General features: G+C 59.8%; 17 protein-coding genes. 14 read left to right on the top strand and 3 right to left on the bottom strand.

Annotated features, from left to right (window positions below; genetic code table 11):
- Nucleotides 1–250 (bottom strand): 30S ribosomal protein S2 (gene rpsB, locus ACQKP4_RS25180; protein ID WP_427636575.1); only part of this gene is annotated, 250 nt, incomplete at its 3' end.
- 374 nt (nucleotides 251–624) lie between these two features.
- Here rpsB and map point away from each other — a divergent pair.
- The 9 genes from map to ACQKP4_RS25135 all read left to right on the top strand — a co-directional run bounded on the left by map (nucleotide 625) and on the right by ACQKP4_RS25135 (nucleotide 10889).
- Nucleotides 625–1407, top strand: a complete 783-nt coding sequence (gene map / locus ACQKP4_RS25175; RefSeq protein WP_427636574.1) for a type I methionyl aminopeptidase — start codon at nucleotides 625–627, stop codon at nucleotides 1405–1407.
- A gap of 41 nt (nucleotides 1408–1448) precedes the next feature.
- Nucleotides 1449–4151 (top strand): [protein-PII] uridylyltransferase, encoded by a 2703-nt coding sequence (locus tag ACQKP4_RS25170; RefSeq protein WP_427636573.1) that lies wholly within the window; start codon nucleotides 1449–1451, stop codon nucleotides 4149–4151.
- Nucleotides 4152–4376: 225 nt separating this feature from the next.
- Nucleotides 4377–5576, top strand: coding sequence for a succinyldiaminopimelate transaminase (dapC, locus tag ACQKP4_RS25165; protein WP_427636572.1), 1200 nt, complete (start codon nucleotides 4377–4379; stop codon nucleotides 5574–5576).
- 158 nt (nucleotides 5577–5734) lie between these two features.
- On the top strand, nucleotides 5735–6466 hold the full coding sequence (locus ACQKP4_RS25160) for a M12 family metallopeptidase (protein ID WP_427636571.1): 732 nt from the start codon (nucleotides 5735–5737) through the stop codon (nucleotides 6464–6466).
- Nucleotides 6467–6680: 214 nt separating this feature from the next.
- Nucleotides 6681–7406, top strand: a complete 726-nt coding sequence (locus tag ACQKP4_RS25155) for a M12 family metallopeptidase (protein WP_427636569.1) — start codon at nucleotides 6681–6683, stop codon at nucleotides 7404–7406.
- Between the two features lie 357 nt (nucleotides 7407–7763).
- A complete protein-coding gene (locus ACQKP4_RS25150; protein WP_427636577.1) occupies nucleotides 7764–8072 on the top strand; it encodes an arsenate reductase in 309 nt (102 codons plus the stop codon).
- Between the two features lie 33 nt (nucleotides 8073–8105).
- Nucleotides 8106–9140 carry a 2,3,4,5-tetrahydropyridine-2,6-dicarboxylate N-succinyltransferase gene (dapD, locus tag ACQKP4_RS25145; protein ID WP_427636568.1) on the top strand — a complete coding sequence of 345 codons (1035 nt, stop codon included), beginning with the start codon at nucleotides 8106–8108 and terminating at the stop codon, nucleotides 9138–9140.
- 142 nt (nucleotides 9141–9282) lie between these two features.
- Nucleotides 9283–10488 carry an aminotransferase class V-fold PLP-dependent enzyme gene (locus ACQKP4_RS25140; RefSeq protein WP_427636566.1) on the top strand — a complete coding sequence of 402 codons (1206 nt, stop codon included), beginning with the start codon at nucleotides 9283–9285 and terminating at the stop codon, nucleotides 10486–10488.
- Entirely contained in the window at nucleotides 10485–10889 is a 405-nt protein-coding gene (locus ACQKP4_RS25135) for a SufE family protein (protein ID WP_427636564.1), read from the top strand. The genes ACQKP4_RS25140 and ACQKP4_RS25135 overlap by 4 nt, the downstream gene beginning before the upstream one ends.
- Before the next feature lie 109 nt (nucleotides 10890–10998).
- Here the strand turns inward: ACQKP4_RS25135 and tcdA are convergent, their stop codons facing one another.
- On the bottom strand, nucleotides 10999–11811 hold the full coding sequence (gene tcdA, locus ACQKP4_RS25130; RefSeq protein ID WP_427636563.1) for a tRNA cyclic N6-threonylcarbamoyladenosine(37) synthase TcdA: 813 nt from the start codon (nucleotides 11809–11811) through the stop codon (nucleotides 10999–11001).
- A 219-nt stretch (nucleotides 11812–12030) separates the two neighbouring features.
- On the opposite strand from tcdA, the gene ACQKP4_RS25125 reads away from it, so the two are divergent.
- The 4 genes from ACQKP4_RS25125 to ACQKP4_RS25110 all read left to right on the top strand — a co-directional run bounded on the left by ACQKP4_RS25125 (nucleotide 12031) and on the right by ACQKP4_RS25110 (nucleotide 17264).
- Nucleotides 12031–14622 carry a glycosyltransferase gene (locus ACQKP4_RS25125; protein ID WP_427636561.1) on the top strand — a complete coding sequence of 864 codons (2592 nt, stop codon included), beginning with the start codon at nucleotides 12031–12033 and terminating at the stop codon, nucleotides 14620–14622.
- Nucleotides 14623–14841: 219 nt separating this feature from the next.
- Nucleotides 14842–15993: a succinyl-diaminopimelate desuccinylase gene (dapE, locus tag ACQKP4_RS25120; protein ID WP_427636560.1), complete on the top strand. Its 1152-nt coding sequence runs from the start codon at nucleotides 14842–14844 to the stop codon at nucleotides 15991–15993.
- Nucleotides 15993–16802, top strand: coding sequence for a putative RNA methyltransferase (locus ACQKP4_RS25115; RefSeq protein ID WP_427636558.1), 810 nt, complete (start codon nucleotides 15993–15995; stop codon nucleotides 16800–16802). Before dapE ends, ACQKP4_RS25115 begins: the two co-directional genes overlap by 1 nt.
- 84 nt (nucleotides 16803–16886) lie before the next feature.
- Nucleotides 16887–17264: a hypothetical protein gene (locus ACQKP4_RS25110; protein ID WP_427636556.1), complete on the top strand. Its 378-nt coding sequence runs from the start codon at nucleotides 16887–16889 to the stop codon at nucleotides 17262–17264.
- A gap of 134 nt (nucleotides 17265–17398) precedes the next feature.
- Here ACQKP4_RS25110 and ACQKP4_RS25105 read toward each other — a convergent pair whose 3' ends face one another.
- Nucleotides 17399–17608, bottom strand: a complete 210-nt coding sequence (locus ACQKP4_RS25105) for a cold-shock protein (protein WP_403026800.1) — start codon at nucleotides 17606–17608, stop codon at nucleotides 17399–17401.
- 167 nt (nucleotides 17609–17775) lie between these two features.
- Here ACQKP4_RS25105 and plsB point away from each other — a divergent pair.
- Nucleotides 17776–19337, top strand: a 1562-nt coding sequence (plsB, locus tag ACQKP4_RS25100; protein ID WP_427636554.1) for a glycerol-3-phosphate 1-O-acyltransferase PlsB, incomplete at its 3' end; no start/stop codon positions are given.

Raw genomic sequence — 19337 nt, 5'->3', positions numbered from 1 at the left:
TCAACCCGAAACACACCCCGACGGCTGACCTCAAGGCTGGCGAAGTGGGCTTCATGTTTTTGCCCTGGGCCAGACGCTCTACGAAAGTCAGAGCTTCGTTGAACATTGGCAGGGTTTTTTCAAGGTTGATGATGTGAATCTTGTTACGAGCGCCGAAAATGTATTTACCCATTTTCGGGTTCCAGTAACGGGTCTGGTGACCGAAGTGCACACCGGCCTTCAGCATATCGCGCATGTTGACTTGGGACATGATAGTTCCTTAATAAGTCGGGTTTGGCCTCCACGTATCCCAATGACCAACCAGCAGCATCAGCTGAAGGCACCCAGGTCATCGTGTCGACACGTGTGTGGATTTAAGCCTCTCGGGGTATCCCCGGAAAGCGGCGCATTTTATATCACAGAGCTTGAAAAAACGGAACCCGGATTCTCAATTCCTGACGCGCGCCTTTATCTACGCCCTTGGAATCGCCCAAGAATGCGCCTATCTATAGAGACAAGCGATGCACAGAGGCTCAGATTTGCGCTGATCGTCTGTTAGAATCGCGTTTTTCGGGGCCGCGACGAATCGATCGCGCTACGCCCATTCCGTTTTAGCAAGCGCCAACGAGCGCAGAGAGAGCCTGTATGACCGTCACCCTCAAAACCCCCGAGGACATCGCAAAAATGCGTGTCGCCGGCAAACTGGCCGCCGATGTGCTGGAAATGATTGCAGAACATGTCAAACCGGGAATCACCACCGAAGAACTGGACCGCATCTGCCACGACTACATCGTTAACGTGCAGCAGGCCATTCCTGCCCCGCTTAACTACAAGGGCTACCCGAAGTCGATCTGCACCTCGATCAACCACGTGGTCTGCCACGGCATCCCGAACGATAAGCCGCTGAAAGATGGCGACACGCTGAACATCGACGTGACCGTGATCAAGGACGGCTACCACGGCGACACCAGCCGCATGTTCCACGTTGGCACCGTGCCGGTCTGGGCCGAGCGCTTGTCGCAGATCACCCAGGAATGCATGTACAAGGCCATCGAAATCGTCAAACCGGGCTGCCGCCTGGGCGACATCGGTGAAGTCATCCAGAAGCACGCGGAAAAGAACGGCTTCTCGGTGGTTCGCGAATTCTGTGGCCACGGCATCGGCAAGGTCTTCCACGAAGAACCACAGATCCTGCACTACGGCCGCGCCGGCACCGGCATGGAGCTGAAAGCGGGCATGACCTTCACCATCGAGCCGATGATCAACCAGGGCAAGGCTGACACCAAGGTATTGGGCGACGGCTGGACCGCGATCACCAAGGACCGCAAGCTTTCGGCCCAGTGGGAACACACCCTTGTGGTCACCGACACCGGTTACGAGATCTTCACCTTGCGCGCCGATGACACCATCCCCCGCGTCTCGGCCTGATCCTGCACTCGCTCCCAGCCTATAGAAAGGAAAGCCAATCGATGCCGCAGGTGGATCCCGAACTCTTCGACCGTGGCCAGTTCCAGGCTGAACTGGCCCTGAAGGCTAGCCCGATCGCGGCCTTCAAGAAGGCGATTCGCCAGGCCCGCGAGGTGCTCGACGGGCGCTTTCGCAGCGGCCGCGACATTCGCCGGCTGATCGAGGATCGTGCCTGGTTTGTCGATAACATCCTGCAAAAGGCCTGGGAGCAGTTCAGCTGGAGCGAAGACGCCGACATCGCGCTGGTCGCGGTCGGCGGCTACGGTCGCGGTGAATTGCACCCATATTCCGATATCGACCTGCTGATCCTGCTGGACAGCGCCGATCACGAAGTTTTCCGCGACTCCATCGAGCGTTTTCTGACGCTGCTGTGGGACATCGGCCTGGAAGTCGGCCAGAGCGTTCGTTCGGTCGACGAGTGCGCCGTCGAGGCCCGCGCCGACCTGACGGTGATCACCAACCTGATGGAAAGCCGCACCATTGCCGGCCCCGAGCGCTTGCGTCAGCGCATGCTCGACGTCACCAGCACCGCTCACATGTGGCCGAGCAAGGACTTCTTCCTGGCCAAACGCGCCGAGCAGAAGGCCCGTCACCACAAGTACAACGACACCGAATACAACCTGGAACCCAACGTCAAAGGCTCGCCTGGCGGCCTGCGGGATATTCAGACGATTCTGTGGGTGGCACGCCGCGAGTACGGCACCCTGAACCTGCGCGCGCTGGCCGGCGAAGGCTTTCTGGTCGAGAGCGAAAACGCCCTGCTCGCCTCGTCCCAGGAGTTTTTGTGGAAGGTGCGTTACGCGCTGCACATGCTCGCCGGTCGCTCCGAAGACCGCCTGCTGTTCGACCACCAGCGCTCGATTGCCGGGCTGCTGGGTTTTGAAGGCGATGATGCCAAACAAGCCATCGAAAACTTCATGCAGCAGTATTACCGGGTGGTCATGAGCATCGCCCAGCTCAGCGACCTGATCATCCAGCATTTCGAGGAAGTCATCCTCGCGCCGGAAGACGAGGCGCCGCCGCAGCCAATCAATTCGCGGTTTCAACTGCACGACGGCTACATCGAGGCGCGTAACGACAACGTGTTCCGCCGCACGCCGTTTGCCATGCTCGAAATCTTCGTACTGATGGCCCAGCAGCCGGAAATCAAAGGCGTGCGCGCCGACACCATTCGTCTGCTGCGCGAACACCGTCACCTGATCGACGATGATTTTCGCAACGACATTCGCAATACCAGCCTGTTTATCGAGTTGTTCAAGTGCAAGATCGGCATCCACCGCAACCTGCGACGGATGAATCGCTACGGCATTCTCGGGCGTTACTTGCCGGAGTTCGGTTTTATCGTCGGGCAGATGCAGCACGACCTCTTCCACATTTATACCGTCGATGCGCACACGCTGAACCTGATCAAACACCTGCGAAAGTTGCAGTACACCCAGGTGTCGGAGAAATTCCCGCTGGCCAGCAAGCTTATGGCCAAGCTGCCCAAGCCCGAGCTGATTTACCTGGCCGGCCTGTACCACGACATCGGCAAGGGCCGACATGGCGATCACTCGGAAATCGGCGCGGTCGATGCCGAAGCCTTTTGCCAGCGCCACCAGTTGCCGGTGTGGGACAGCCGCCTGATCGTCTGGCTGGTGCAAAACCACCTGGTGATGTCGACGACCGCCCAGCGCAAGGATTTGTCCGACCCACAGGTCATCCACGATTTCGCGCAGATTGTCGGCGACGAAACCCACCTCGATTACCTGTACGTGCTGACCGTGGCAGACATCAATGCCACCAACCCGACGCTGTGGAACTCCTGGCGCGCCAGCCTCTTGCGCCAGCTCTACACCGAGACCAAGCGCGCCCTGCGTCGCGGCCTGGAAAACCCGGTGGACCGCGAAGAACAGATTCGCCAGACCCAAAGCGCCGCGCTGGACATTCTGGTGCGCGGCGGCACCGATCCGGACGACGTCGAGCAACTGTGGGCGCAATTGGGCGACGACTATTTTCTGCGTCACACTGCCGGCGATGTCGCCTGGCACAGCGACGCGATCCTCCAGCAACCGGCCGATGGCGGGCCGCTGGTGCTGATCAAGGAAACCACCCAGCGTGAATTCGAGGGCGGCACGCAGATCTTCATTTATGCGCCGGACCAACATGATTTCTTCGCCGTGACCGTGGCCGCAATGGACCAGCTCAACCTGAACATTCACGACGCCCGGGTTATCACTTCCAGCAGCCAGTTCACCCTCGACACCTACATCGTGCTCGACACCGATGGCGACTCGATTGGCGATAATCCGACGCGGGTCAAACAGATCCGCGAAGGCCTGACCGAAGCCCTGCGCAACCCGGACGATTACCCGACCATCATCCAGCGTCGGGTGCCGCGCCAGCTCAAGCACTTCGCGTTTGCCCCCCAGGTCACGATCCACAACGATGCCCAGCGTCCGGTCACGGTGCTGGAGCTCAGCGCCCCCGACCGTCCGGGCCTGCTGGCGCGCATTGGCGGGATCTTCCTGGAGTTCGACCTGTCCCTGCAAAACGCCAAGATTGCGACCCTCGGCGAGCGCGTGGAGGACGTGTTCTTCATTACCGACGCGCATAACCAGCCGCTGTCCGACCCGTTGCTGTGCAGCCGCTTGCAGGACGCGATCGTCGAGCAGTTGAGCGTCAGCCAGGAACCCGACATCAAACTCTCACGCATCAGTATTTGACCCAACACATTTCCCCTGTGGGAATGGATGTGTGATGTGGGGCTTGTTGTGGCGAGGGGGCTTGCCCCCGCTCGGCTGCGAAGCAGTCGTAAAACATTGAATGCGGTGCACCTGATACACCGCGTTCGCAGGTTTCGGGGCCGCGTCGCAGCCCAACGGGGGCAAGTCCCCTCGCCACACAAGCGCCATACCACACTAGTCCTCCCACATTTGAAGAGGCCCCCGATGAACAACGCTTTGACCCAGTTGCAGCCCTACCCGTTCGAGAAGCTCCGCGCCCTGCTCGGCAGCGTCACGCCAAACCCGGACAAACGCGCCATCGCCTTGTCCATCGGCGAGCCGAAGCACCGTTCGCCAAGCTTTGTCGCCGAAGCCCTGGCCAGCAACCTGGATCAGATGGCCGTCTACCCGACCACCCTTGGCATTCCGGTCCTGCGCGAAGCCATCGCCGCGTGGTGCGAACGTCGCTTCAGCGTCCCGAACGGCTGGCTCGACCCGGCGCGCAACGTACTGCCGGTCAACGGCACCCGTGAAGCGCTGTTCGCCTTCACCCAGACCGTGGTCAACCGTGGCGACGACGCATTGGTGGTCAGCCCGAACCCGTTCTATCAAATCTACGAAGGCGCCGCGTTCCTGGCCGGGGCCAAGCCGCACTACTTGCCATGCCTGGACCAAAACGGTTTCAACCCGGATTTCGAGGCGGTCTCGCCAGACATCTGGAAGCGCTGCCAGATCCTGTTCCTGTGCTCGCCAGGCAACCCGACCGGCGCTTTGATCCCGGTCGACACCTTGAAAAGGTTGATCGCCCTGGCCGACGAATACGACTTCGTGATCGCCGCCGACGAGTGCTACAGCGAACTGTACTTCGATGAACAAACCCCGCCGCCCGGCTTGCTGAGTGCCTGCGTCGAACTGGGCCGCAAAGACTTCAAGCGCTGCGTGGTATTCCATAGCCTGTCCAAACGCTCCAACCTGCCCGGCCTGCGTTCGGGGTTCGTGGCTGGCGATGCCGACATCCTAAAAGGCTTCCTGCTTTATCGCACCTACCACGGCTGCGCGATGCCGGTTCAGACCCAACTGGCCAGTATCGCCGCGTGGAACGACGAAGTGCATGTACGCGCCAACCGCGTGCTGTATCGCGAGAAATACGATGCAGTGCTGGAAATCCTCAGCCCGGTGATGGACGTGCAGCGACCCGATGGCGGCTTTTACTTGTGGCCGAGCATTGATGGCGATGACGAAGCGTTCTGCCGCGAGCTTTTTGTCGAAGAGCATGTGACGGTGGTGCCGGGTTCTTATCTGTCCCGTGAGGTCGACGGTGTCAATCCGGGAGCCGGTCGTGTGCGCATGGCTTTAGTCGCGCCGTTGGCCGAATGCATCGAAGCCGCAGAACGGATTCGCGCGTTTATTACCCGCAACAAGTAGTTTCCCGCCCGCACTGTGCAACGCAGTGCGGGCACAACTTTATAACCGGTAACACTTCATCTGAAATTAAAGTTCACCGAACTGCGGAGTCACCCTTACTCTCGTGCAGCGCACTAACGTGTGCATTCACACATCTCACTTCAAGGACGAAGTAACTCATGAACGGTATTGAAGACTGCACCCTTATCCAATGGCCCGACGATCAACAATCCTACGAAGTCGCCATCAATGAAAACCCGAAGAATGCCGGTAGCGGCACGGGCACTCGGCGCAAGCGCTCGCTGATCAATTATTCAAAACTGTGGGAGAACGGACGCACACTCAAAATCGCTTTTATCGACGGCCCCGACGATGAACATAAAAAGAAGATCATCAACGCGGCACGCCAATGGCTGCCTTATATCAATCTAAGCTTCGACTTCGTCGAGGGGCTCGAGGGTGATATCCGCATCGCCACAAAAAACAATGACAACAGTTCAATGTTAGGCACGGACGCGCTATTGATTCATCCCGCCTGGCCGACCATGAACCTGGGAGTAAAACCAGAGCACGAAGACTTCGAGGTGATTGTCACCCACGAATTTGGCCACGCATTAGGCGCGATGCACGAACATCAACACCCCGAAGCCAATATCCCCTGGGACAAACCGAAAGTTTATGAGTACTACCAAAACAGGGAGATGAACCCGTTGAGCAAAGATGAAGTCGACAGGAACATATTCACTTCCTTTAATGCCCTGTCGGCGATTTATACGCCGTACGACAGAAAATCCATCATGCATTACCCAGTCGCTGACAACTTAACGCTAGGCAACTGGAAAATCCTGACCAACCGCAAAATCAGTAAAAAAGACAAGCAGCTTATGAAACTGCTGTACCCGAAGCGCTGACAAACCTGAGAACACAGCCATATCGAAGCTTTTAAACGCTCCGCATCGCGTATTACGATGCGGAGCCTTCCCATTAACAACATATAGAAATACGTTCAGCCACTACTCACCTCGCTATAAATTGCAAGTTAAAGCTCACCTTCACACATGACCTTTATGCAAAGACCAACAGAGTGAACACCCAACACCTCCAACACATCAAGAGCCCCAAGCCATGAATATCCCAACACTCTGCACTCATCCATCATTTATCAACGAAGCCTACACTTATGAATTAGCCAGTGATGCCCGCGAGGAGATTACCGAGAATAACAATGTATTCGGGTCAGCACGAAGCGCCGGGAGGCGCAACAACTTCTGGAGCGCCGGTCAAACTTTACGAATCGCCATTTTTTCGTCGACCCAAGAGGCGACACAGGTTGTAATCGCTGCAATCAATCAGTGGGCACCCCACGTCAACCTGACTTTCAAGTTCGTTGAAGATCCGGGTGCCGACATTAGAATCGTGGTTTCCGGTCAAGCCAAAGATGGAAACTGGTCGACCATCGGTAACGATGCGCTGCGTATATCCCCGGGCGAACCCACCATGATGCTGGGAACCGACTATAAGTCTCCTGACTTCACCCATATAGTCCTGCATGAATTTGGTCACGCGCTTGGCCTGAAGCATGAACATCAACATCCCGATGCGGGGCTTGACTGGAATCTGCCGGCCGTATACCGCGAATACCGAAACCTCGGCTATTCAAATGAAACTATATATTTAGACGTACTGAAGAAACTTGACCGAGCCGAGGTTCGACTTACACCGTACGACCGTCAATCAATCATGCACTATGCTTTCCCCGCCTACATCACGTGGAACAAAATAGAAGTCCGGCAAAACAAAACAATCTCCAAAAAAGATATTGAATTTATCCGCTCAGTTTATCCCCGATAAATATCACCCAAACGCACTTGGCAATGACTTTACCAACCCCGATTCGCCTTTCGCAGAACAGCAACGGCAGCAGGCACAGAAGAGCAACAATTGCGGGTCCATCGCCACAGGCATGCCCAGGGTCGGCCACACCAACAATGCACCCGCGCCGATTTGCATCTGGGCAGTGCGCACGCCGTCACAAACGTGCAGGTAACCTGTGGGAGCGAGCAGACTCACGCCCACAGGGTTTTGCGTTTTAACTCGAGGGTCATGGCATAATCCGTCACCATTTTTTTCCAGCATCTGTAAGGGGGCAATTCCTTGACCGTTTCAAGCAAAACGTTGCACCTTTTCGGCATCAAAGCTTGCGACACCATGAAAAAGGCGCGCACCTGGCTCGATGAACACGCTGTCAGCTATGACTTTCATGACTACAAAACGGCCGGAATCGACCGCCAACACCTGACCCGATGGTGCGATGAGCACGGCTGGCAAGTGGTGTTGAACCGTGCAGGCACGACCTTTCGCAAGCTCGACGACGAACGCAAAGCCGATCTCGACCAGCCGAAAGCCATCGAGCTGATGCTCGCACAACCCTCGATGATCAAGCGCCCGGTCCTCGATCTCGGTAACCGAACCCTGATTGGCTTCAAGCCAGATATCTACGCGGCAGCGCTCAAGTAAGCCAGCCCGTTCAATTTTGTTAGAGGTATTTACATGTCCACTACCCCGTTCAGCCTGGCCTTCGGCGTCGGCACTCAAAACCGTCAAGGCGCCTGGCTGGAAGTGTTTTACGCGCAGCCACTGCTCCATCCATCGGCGGAACTGGTTGCGGCCATCGCCCCGGTTCTGGGTTACACCGAAGGCAATCAGGCCATCGCGTTCAGCACCGCTCAGGCCTCGCAACTGGCGGAAGCCCTGAAAGGCGTCGACGCTGCCCAAGCTGCCTTGCTGACCCGTCTGGCCGAAAGCCACAAGCCGCTGGTCGCGACCATTTTGGCTGAAGACGCGCAACTGACCTCCACGCCTGAGGCTTACCTCAAGCTGCACCTGCTGTCCCACCGTCTGGTCAAGCCCCACGGCCTGAACCTGGCCGGCGTGTTCCCGCTGCTGCCGAACGTGGCATGGACCAGCCAGGGCGCGATCGACCTCGGCGAACTGGCCGAGCATCAACTGGAAGCCCGCCTGCGCGGCGAGTTGCTGGAAGTGTTCTCGGTGGACAAGTTTCCGAAAATGACTGATTACGTGGTGCCGGCCGGCGTGCGTATCGCTGACGCGGCGCGTATTCGTCTGGGCGCTTACGTCGGCGAAGGCACTACCGTGATGCACGAAGGTTTCGTCAACTTCAACGCCGGCACCGAAGGCCCGGGCATGATCGAAGGCCGCGTGTCGGCGGGTGTGTTCGTCGGCAAGGGTTCGGACCTGGGCGGCGGTTGCTCGACCATGGGCACCCTGTCGGGTGGTGGCAACATCGTGATCAAGGTTGGCGAAGGCTGCCTGATCGGCGCCAATGCCGGTATCGGCTTCCCGTTGGGCGACCGCAACACCGTTGAATCGGGCCTGTACGTGACCGCTGGCACCAAAGTGGCGCTGCTGGACGAGCACAACAAACTGGTCAAAGTGGTGAAGGCCCGTGAACTGGCCGGTCAACCGGACCTGCTGTTCCGCCGCAATTCGGAAACCGGTGCCGTGGAATGCAAAACCCACAAATCGGCCATCGAACTGAACGAAGCGCTGCACGCTCACAACTGATTGCTGCAGCAACCTGCCCCAGCAACTGTGGGAGCGGGCTTGCTCGCGAAGCTTTTGGCGCCCTCCAGGACGCCTTCGCGAGCAAGCCCGCTCCCACAGGGTCAGGCGTACACCTCGCCCACGTACAGCAGGGCCCGATAGCATGATGATTGCCTCTCCCTGGCGCGCCGATTTTCCGGCCATCGCCGCGCTGCAACGGCAAGACCAGACCTACCTGGACAACGCCGCCACCACGCAGAAACCGCAAGCCCTGCTGGACGCTCTGGCGCATTACTACGCCAACGGCGCGGCGAATGTGCATCGGGCGCAACACTTGCCCGGCGCCCATGCCACTCAGGCGTTCGAGGACAGCCGCAGCAAAGTCGCGCAGTGGCTGAATGCCGGCGACTGCGGGCAGATTGTCTTTACCCACGGCGCGACCTCTGCGCTGAACCTCCTGGCTTATGGCCTGGAGCACTTATTCAATCCGGGCGACGAGATTGTCATCAGCGCCCTGGAGCACCACGCCAACTTGCTGCCTTGGCAACAACTGGCCCACCGTCGCGAGTTGAAACTGGTAATCCTGCCACTCGATGCCGAAGGTTTGATCGACCTGGACAGCGCCGCGCAGTTGATTGGTCCGCAAACGCGCTTGCTGGCGGTCAGCCAGTTGTCCAATGTGCTTGGCGCCTGGCAGCCGTTGCCCGCGCTGCTGGCGATGGCCCAGGCCCACGGCGCCCTGACCGTTATCGACGGCGCGCAAGGCGTGGTGCATGGTCGGCACGACGTGCAGGCGCTGGGTTGCGACTTCTATGTGTTTTCCAGCCACAAGCTCTATGGTCCTGACGGTCTGGGCGTGCTGTTTGGGCGCCATGAAGCGCTGAAACAACTGCGCCACTGGCAATTCGGTGGCGAAATGGTCCTGGACGCCGATTACCACGGCGCACGCTTCCGCCCCGCCCCGTTGGGTTTCGAGGCCGGCACACCGCCCATCGCCAGCGTGATCGGCCTCGGCGCCACCCTCGACTATCTGGTGGGCCTCGATCAGGACGCGGTGCTCGCTCACGAAGCGGCGTTGCATGCCTATTTGCTCAAAGGCCTTGAAGCCCGCAACGGCATTCGTCTGCTGGGCAAACCGCAATTGGCCCTGGCAAGTTTTGTCGTCGAGGGTGTGCATAACTCGGATCTGGCGCATTTGCTGACGGAACAAGGCATCGCCGTGCGCGCTGGTCATCACTGCGCGATGCCGCTGCTGAAAAGCTTCGAACTGGCCGGGGCAATTCGGGTGTCGTTGGCGCTGTACAACGACTCCGAAGACCTGGAGCGGTTTTTTGAAGCGCTGGATCAGGCGCTGGAGTTGTTGCGATGAGTTTGCCGGCCACAGCGGTAACGGCGCTGGAGACTTTTCAGAGCGTCGCCAGCTGGGAGCAGCGAGCGCGATTGTTGATGCAATGGGGCGACCGTCTACCGGCGCTGAGCGATGTGGACAAAGTTGATGGCAACCGGGTGCATGGCTGTGAAAGCCAGGTGTGGCTGGTGGGGACTTTTCAGGATGGGCATTGGCAATTCAGCGCCAGCAGCGATGCACGATTGATTCGCGGGTTGGTGGCATTGCTGCTGGCGCGGGTCAACGGGCTGTCGACGGCGGAGTTGCGGCAGGTGGATTTGCCGGACTGGTTCAATCAGCTGGGGCTGAGCCGGCAGTTGTCGCCTTCGCGCAGTAATGGCTTGAATGCCGTGCTCCAGCGGATGAATGAGTTGGCGGGTTAATCGCCTTCGCGAGCAAGCCCGCTCCCACAGGGGAGGAGCTTGCTCCCCCGGGGGACCGCATTTCCCTGTGGGAGCGGGCTTGCTCGCGAAGGCGCCATCAGCAGCAACCCTAAACCTCAGGCCTGACCCGATCCGCTGGCCGCCGCACCCCGGCCACAATCTTGTCCACAGCCTTGGTCGCCGCAACCATGCCGAAGGTCGCCGTAACCATCATCACCGCGCCAAACCCACCGGCGCAGTCGAGCTTCACGCCGTCGCCGACAAAACTCTTCTGCAAACAAATGCTGCCGTCCGGTTTCGGATAACGCAGTTGCTCGGTCGAAAACACGCACGGCACGCTGTAATGGCGGGTCACGGTGCGGGAGAAGTTGTAGTCGCGGCGCAGCGTCGAGCGCACTTTGGACGCCAGCGGATCGTTGAACGTGCGGTTCAAGTCGCAGACCTGAATCAGCGTCGGGTCAATCTGCCCGCCCGCGCCACCGGTGGTAATGATCTGAATCTTGCGGCGCTTGCACCAGGCGATCAGCGCCGCTTTGGCGTTGACGCTGTCGATGCAGTCGATCACGCAATCGATGTTCGGCGTGATGTACTCGGCCATGGTGTCGCGGGTGACGAAATCCGCCACGGCATGCACCGTGCAGTCCGGGTTGATTCCGCGCAGGCGCTCGGCCATCACCTCGACCTTGGGTTTGCCGACGGTGCTGTCCAGCGCGTGCAGCTGTCGGTTGGCGTTGCTGACACAGACGTCGTCCAGGTCGAACAGCGAAATCTCGCCGACGCCACACCGGGCCACGGCTTCCGCCGCCCAGGAACCGACACCACCGACGCCGACAATCGCCACATGCGCCGCGCGCAAACGCTCCAGGCCTTCAATGCCATACAACCGAGCGATGCCGGCAAACCGTGGATCTTCTGTACTCATGACCATTACCCCAAAAACCGGCGCGCATTATAGGGCCACAACGGCAGAACTTTTAACCATCCGGCTATAAGTGTAAGAACTTATGTGAAAGCGAATTGCCCAACGTCAGACTTTTCTCTGCCTGATGTACGGCACGTGAAAGCACGGTGTAGGATGCGCGCCCCTTGGCTAACAGCCGACCGTTCCTTCGTTCCACAGCCTTTGGAACCTGAAATAGCTATGTCATCGCGTAAATTTGGACTCAACCTGGTTGTGGTGCTCGCCATCGCAGCCTTGTTTACCGGCTTCTGGGCGTTGATCAACCGCCCGGTCAGCGCCCCCAACTGGCCTGAACAGATCTCCGGTTTTTCGTACTCGCCGTTCCAGCAAGGCCAGTACCCACAGAAAGAACAGTACCCGACCGACGACGAGATGCGTCGCGACCTGGAGATCATGAGCAAGTTGACGGATAACATCCGGACTTACTCGGTCGACGGCACCCTGCAAGACATTCCCAAACTGGCTGAAGAGTTCGGCCTGCGGGTGACGCTGGGGATCTGGATCAGCCCGGACCAGGAACGCAACGAGCGCGAAATCACCCGCGCCATCGAAATCGCCAACACCTCGCGCAGTGTGGTGCGCGTGGTGGTCGGCAACGAGGCGATCTTCCGCAAGGAAATCACCGCCGCCGAACTGAGCGTGATCCTTGATCGGGTCCGCGCCGCCGTCAAAGTGCCGGTGACCACCTCCGAACAGTGGCACGTCTGGGAAGAACACCCGGAACTGGCCAAACACGTCGACCTGATCGCGGCGCACGTGCTGCCGTACTGGGAATTCATTCCGGTGGACAAGGCCGGCCAGTTCGTCCTCGACCGCGCCCGTGACCTGAAAAAGATGTTCCCGAAAAAACCGCTGCTGCTGTCGGAGGTTGGCTGGCCGAGCAACGGCCGGATGCGCGGCGGCACCGATGCGAGCCCGGCGGATCAGGCGATCTACCTGCGCACGCTGGTCAACAAGCTGAACCGCCAGGGCTTCAACTACTTCGTGATCGAAGCGTTCGACCAGCCGTGGAAGGCCAGCGATGAAGGTTCGGTGGGCGCGTACTGGGGCGTGTTCAACGCCGCGCGTCAGCAAAAATTCAACTTCGAAGGCCCGGTGGTCTCGATCCCGCAGTGGCGCGTGCTGGCGATCGGCTCGGCCGTCTTGGCGCTGCTGTCGTTGACCCTGCTGATGATCGACGGCTCGGCCCTGCGCCAGCGTGGCCGCACCTTCCTGACCTTTATCGCGTTCCTGTGCGGTTCGGTGCTGGTGTGGATCGGTTACGACTACAGCCAGCAATACAGCACGTGGTTCAGCCTGACGGTGGGCTTTTTGCTCGCCCTCGGTGCGCTCGGGGTGTTTATTGTGTTGCTGACCGAGGCCCATGAACTGGCCGAAGCCGTCTGGACCCACAAGCGCCGACGTGAATTCCTGCCAGTGGAAGGCCATTCGGACTACAGGCCGAAAGTGTCGATTCACGTGCCGTGCTACAACGAGCCGCCGGACATGGTCAAACAGACCCTCAACGCGCTGGCCAACCTCGACTATCCGGACTTCGAAGTCCTGATCATCGACAACAACACCAAGGATCCGGCGGTCTGGGAACCGGTGCGCGATTACTGCGCAACGCTCGGCCCACGCTTCAAGTTCTTCCACGTCGCGCCGCTGGCCGGATTCAAGGGCGGCGCGTTGAATTATTTGATTCCGCACACCGCCAAGGATGCCGAAGTGATCGCGGTGATCGACTCGGATTACTGCGTCGATCCGAACTGGCTCAAGCACATGGTGCCGCACTTCGCCGACCCGAAAATCGCGGTGGTGCAGTCGCCGCAGGATTATCGCGACCAGAACGAAAGCACCTTCAAGAAGCTCTGCTACGCCGAATACAAAGGCTTCTTCCACATCGGCATGGTCACCCGCAACGACCGTGACGCGATCATCCAGCACGGCACCATGACCATGACCCGGCGCTCGGTGCTTGAAGAACTGGGCTGGGCCGACTGGTGCATCTGTGAAGACGCCGAGTTGGGTCTGCGCGTGTTCGAGAAAGGCTTGTCGGCGGCGTATTACCACACCAGCTACGGCAAAGGCCTGATGCCCGATACCTTCATCGACTTCAAGAAACAGCGCTTCCGCTGGGCCTATGGCGCAATTCAGATCATCAAGCGGCACACCGCCAGTTTGCTGCGCGGCAAGGACACCGAGTTGACCCGTGGCCAGCGTTACCACTTCCTCGCGGGCTGGTTGCCGTGGGTGGCGGACGGCATGAACATTTTCTTCACCGTCGGCGCACTGTTGTGGTCGGCGGCGATGATCATCGTGCCGCAGCGGGTCGACCCGCCGCTGCTGATTTTCGCAATCCCGCCATTGGCGCTGTTCGTGTTCAAGGTCGGCAAGATCATCTTCCTGTACCGTCGCGCCGTCGGCGTGAACCTCAAGGATGCGTTCTGCGCGGCACTGGCCGGGCTGGCGTTGTCGCACACCATCGCCAAAGCGGTGTTGTACGGTTTCTTCACCAGCAGCATTCCGTTCTTCCGTACGCCGAAAAACGCCGATAACCACGGTTTCTGGGTGGCGATTTCGGAAGCGCGCGAAGAGGTGTTCATCATGTTGCTGTTGTGGGGCGCTGCGCTGGGCATTTACTTGGTGAACGGCTTGCCGAGCAACGACATGCGCTTCTGGGTGACGATGTTGCTGGTGCAATCGTTGCCGTACCTGGCGGCACTGATCATGGCGTTCCTGTCTTCGCTGCCCAAACCGGTGGTCGAAGCTCAGACGGCACCGGCCGTCTAAATCGACACAGATGCACTAAACGGCGGCCAATGGCCGCCGTTTTGCTTTAAGATAACCGCCATTTTGCGCGCCTTGGCGGGGCTCGGTTTAACTGCCGAACTCAATACCTGTGGGAGCGGGCTCGCTCGCGAAGGCGTCATCACTGACGCTAAAAGCTTCGCGAACAAGCCCCCTCCCACATTTTTACCGTGCCCCTATTCAAGTTTTCCGGAGTTTTCCATGACGGCCCACGCCGACCTTTCGCCGACCCTTCAACTCGCCATCGACCTGATCCGCCGTCCGTCCGTGACGCCGGTCGACGCCGATTGCCAGAAGCAGATGATGCAGCGCCTGGGCGATGCCGGTTTCGCACTGGAACCGATGCGCATCGAAGATGTGGATAACTTCTGGGCCACCCATGGCAAGCACGACGGTCCAGTGCTGTGCTTCGCCGGTCACACCGACGTGGTCCCGACCGGCCCGGTGACGGCGTGGCAGATCGACCCGTTCAACGCCGTGATCGACGAACACGGCATGCTCTGCGGCCGTGGCGCGGCGGACATGAAAGGCAGCCTCGCATCGATGACCGTGGCCGCCGAGCGTTTTGTCGCCGACTACCCGGATCACAAGGGCAAAGTCGCCTTTCTGATCACCAGCGACGAGGAAGGCCCGGCGCACCACGGCACCAAGGCTGTGATCGAGCGTCTCGTCGCGCGTAAAGAACGTATGGACTGGTGCATCGTCGGCGAACCGTCGAGCACCACGCTGGTGGGCGATGTGGTCAAGAATGGCCGTCGCGGCTCCCTCGGCGCCAAACTGACGGTGCGGGGCATTCAGGGTCACGTGGCGTATCCACACCTCGCCAAAAACCCGATCCACCTCGCCGCCCCGGCACTGGCCGAACTGGCCGCCGAGGATTGGGACCACGGCAACGACTTCTTCCCGCCGACCAGTTTCCAGATTTCCAACGTCAATTCCGGCACCGGCGCGACCAACGTGATTCCGGGGGATCTGGTGGCGGTGTTCAACTTCCGCTTCTCCACCGAATCCACCGTTGAAGGCTTGCAGAAGCGCGTCGCCGACATTCTCGACAAGCACGGCCTGGACTGGCACATCGACTGGGCGCTGTCCGGCCTGCCGTTCCTCACCGAACCGGGCGCGTTACTCGATGCCGTGGCATCGAGCATCAAGGACATCACCGGTCGCGAGACCCACGCGTCCACCAGCGGCGGCACTTCCGACGGTCGCTTCATCGCGACCATGGGCACCCAAGTGGTTGAACTGGGGCCGGTCAACGCGACGATCCACCAGGTCAACGAGCGGGTACTGGCCGCCGACCTCGACGTGCTGACCGAAATCTACTACCAGACCCTGATCAAGTTGCTCGCCTGATGCTCGCCTGCCCGATCTGCAGCGAACCGCTGAACGCGGTGGACAACGGCGTGGCTTGCCCCGCCGGGCATCGTTTTGACCGCGCGCGCCAGGGTTACCTGAACCTGCTGCCGGTGCAGCACAAGAACAGCCGCGACCCTGGGGATAACCTGGCGATGGTCGAGGCCCGCCGCGACTTCCTGAACGCCGGTCACTACGCGCCGGTGGCCAAGCGTCTGGCAGAACTGGCGGCGCAATATGCGCCGCAACGCTGGCTCGACATCGGTTGCGGCGAGGGTTACTACACCGCGCAAATCGCCGAAGCCCTGCCGAACGCCGACGGTTACGCGCTGGACATTTCCCGCGAAGCGGTCAAACGCGCCTGCAAACGCAACCCGCAGCTGACCTGGTTGATCGCCAGCATGGCCCGGGTGCCATTGGCGTCGGCCAGTTGCCAGTTTCTCGCCAGCGTTTTCAGTCCGCTGGACTGGGAGGAAGCCAAGCGTTTGCTCAGCCCTGGCGGCGGTTTGATGAAAGTCGGGCCGACCAGCGGCCACTTGATGGAGTTGCGCGAAAGCCTGTATGACGAAGTGCGTGAATACACCGATGACAAGCACCTGGCCCTGGTGCCAGCAGGCATGGCGTTGGCGCACAGCGAAACCCTGGAATTCAAACTGATGCTTTCAAGTGGTCAGGATCGCGCCAATCTGTTGGCCATGACGCCCCACGGCTGGCGCGCCAGTGCCGAACGCCGGGCGGCGGTCATCGAGCAGGCCGAGCCGTTCGAGGTCACTGTTTCGATGCGCTACGATTATTTCGTTGTTCAATAACTTTTCAATTTCTTGGTTCTCGGCATTGGCCGTGGACCGGCTAAATCCGCGAATGGATTTTTCAGACCCGCAGTGAGGACATCCATGCGCCAACCCGATATCGAGATTTACCTGAAAGACGCCGACGTCGACTACAAGGCCATAGCGGTCTGGCTCGGCGCTGCTTTGGGCCCATGCACCGACTGGGTGCAGAAAGGCCAGACCTACAAATGCAAGGCCGGCAACGTGCCAGTGACCTGGCTGCCGAAGGCCGTGGGCAAGTGGAACAGCCTGTTTCTGGACAGCGACCAGACCCCGTGGGAAGACGACATCGCCTGCGCTCGCGCGGCGTTTGCTGCGCTGAACGTTGAGGTGCGCTGCGCGCCAGGGACGTGGGTCGAGGAAGAAGGTGAAGAAACGGCGGATCGCTGGATGCGCATCAGCGCCGATGGTGAAGAAGAAATCACCTGGAAAACTGCTTAACCGCTGTACACAAAACCTGTGGGAGCGGGCTTGCTCGCGATAGCGAACTGACATTCAACATTGATGTTGACTGAAAGGGCCTCATCGCGAGCAAGCTCGCTCCCACAGTGGTTTTGGGTGAACTGAAGGATGGCTTACAGACCTACGACATCCTCAGCCTGCAACCCCTTCTCGCCGGTCACCACGCCGTATTCAACCTGCTGACCTTCGGCCAGCGAGCGGTGCCCTTCGCCGCGAATCGCGCGGTAGTGTACGAACACGTCCACTCCGTCCTCGCGTTGAATAAAGCCGTAGCCCTTGGCGTCGTTGAACCACTTCACACTGCCGGTTTCGCGCGTAGCCATGTCTCGTTACCCCCTTCTTTTTATTGTTGAGCCGGCGAGTATATGACAGGCGCCAAAACTCTCAACTCAAGATTACATCGGCGCTTTTTTGCCGATTTTCGGCTAATACGGCACACTATCGGCCGCCCGAGCGATTGCTCGGTTTCAATCACTCACGCAGAAGCCGTATGACCCGTTCCCCGTTCCGCCGTCTTGTGTTTGGCACCCTGCGCCGACTGCTCTATCTCTGGGTTCGCTCGGAGACGATCAATCAGTCGTCGTTCACCCTCAACCTCGACCGCAGTCGCCCGGTGTTCTACGTCCTGCAAAACCCTTCGCTGACCGACCTCGCCGTGCTCGACACCGAGTGCACCAAGGCCGGCCTGCCGCGCCCGGTACTGCCGGTCTCCGTGGGCAATCTGCTGGAGCCTGCCGCGTTCTTCTACCTGACGCCGGAGCCCGACTGGCTCGGCCGTCAGGACAAACGTGGCGCGCCGCCGGCCCTGACCCGACTGGTCAGCGCCCTGAGCCAGAACGCCGCCGAAGACGCGCAGATCATTCCGGTCAGCGTGTTCTGGGGCCAGTCGCCGGACAGCGAATCGAGCCCGTGGAAACTGTTGTTCGCCGACAGCTGGGCCGTTACCGGCCGTTTGCGCCGCTTGCTCAGCATCATCGTGCTGGGGCGCAAGACCCGCGTGCAGTTCTCCGCGCCCATCCATTTGCGTGAACTGGTCGACCACAACAAAGGCCACGAGCGCACCGTGCGCATGGCCCAGCGCATCCTGCGGGTGCACTTTCGCAACCTGAAAGCCGCGGTCATCGGCCCGGACATTTCCCACCGCCGCAACCTGGTCAAAGGCCTGCTCAATCAGCCGCTGGTCAAGCAAGCGATCCTCGATGAAGCCGAGCGCGAGAAGATCTCGCCGGAGAAAGCCAAGGCCCAGGCGCTGCGCTACGGCAACGAGATTGCTTCGGACTACACCTACACCGCGATCCGCTTTCTCGAAGTCGTACTGAGCTGGTTCTGGAACAAGATCTACGACGGGATCAAGGTCAATCACATCGAAGGCGTGCAGAACGTCGCCCAGGGTCACGAAGTGATCTACGTCCCGTGCCATCGCAGTCACATCGACTATTTGCTGCTGTCGTATCTGCTGTTTCGCAATGGCCTGACCCCGCCGCACATCGCCGCCGGGATCAACCTGAACATGCCGGTGATCGGCAGCCTGCTGCGCCGTGGCGGGGCGTTTTTCATGCGCCGCACGTTCAAGGGCAACCCGCTCTACACCTCGGTGTTCAACGAATACCTGCACACCTTGTTCACCAAAGGTTTCCCGGTCGAGTACTTCGTCGAGGGCGGCCGCTCGCGCACCGGGCGCATGTTGCAACCGAAAACCGGGATGCTCGCGATTACCCTGCGCAGCTTCCTGCGTTCGTCGCGCATGCCCATCGTCTTTATCCCGGTGTACATCGGTTACGAGCGCGTGCTGGAAGGCCGGACTTACCTCGGCGAACTGCGTGGCGCCGCCAAGAAGAAAGAATCGATCTTCGACATCTTCAAAGTCATCGGCGCGCTCAAGCAGCGCTTCGGCCAGGTGGCGGTGAACTTCGGCGAGCCGATCAAACTGGCGGAATTCCTCGACAGCGAACAGCCGGACTGGCGCCAGCAGGAACTCGGCCCGCAGTTCAAACCGGCGTGGCTCAACGAAACCACCCACCGTCTTGGCGAGAAAGTCGCGCAGCATCTGAA

Origin of the sequence: Pseudomonas sp. NPDC086278 (genome assembly GCF_050280905.1) — a bacterium.
Taxonomy (GTDB): domain Bacteria; phylum Pseudomonadota; class Gammaproteobacteria; order Pseudomonadales; family Pseudomonadaceae; genus Aquipseudomonas.
The sequence above is the reverse complement of the archived record's forward strand: the minus strand, read 5'-3'. Positions and strand labels throughout refer to the sequence as shown.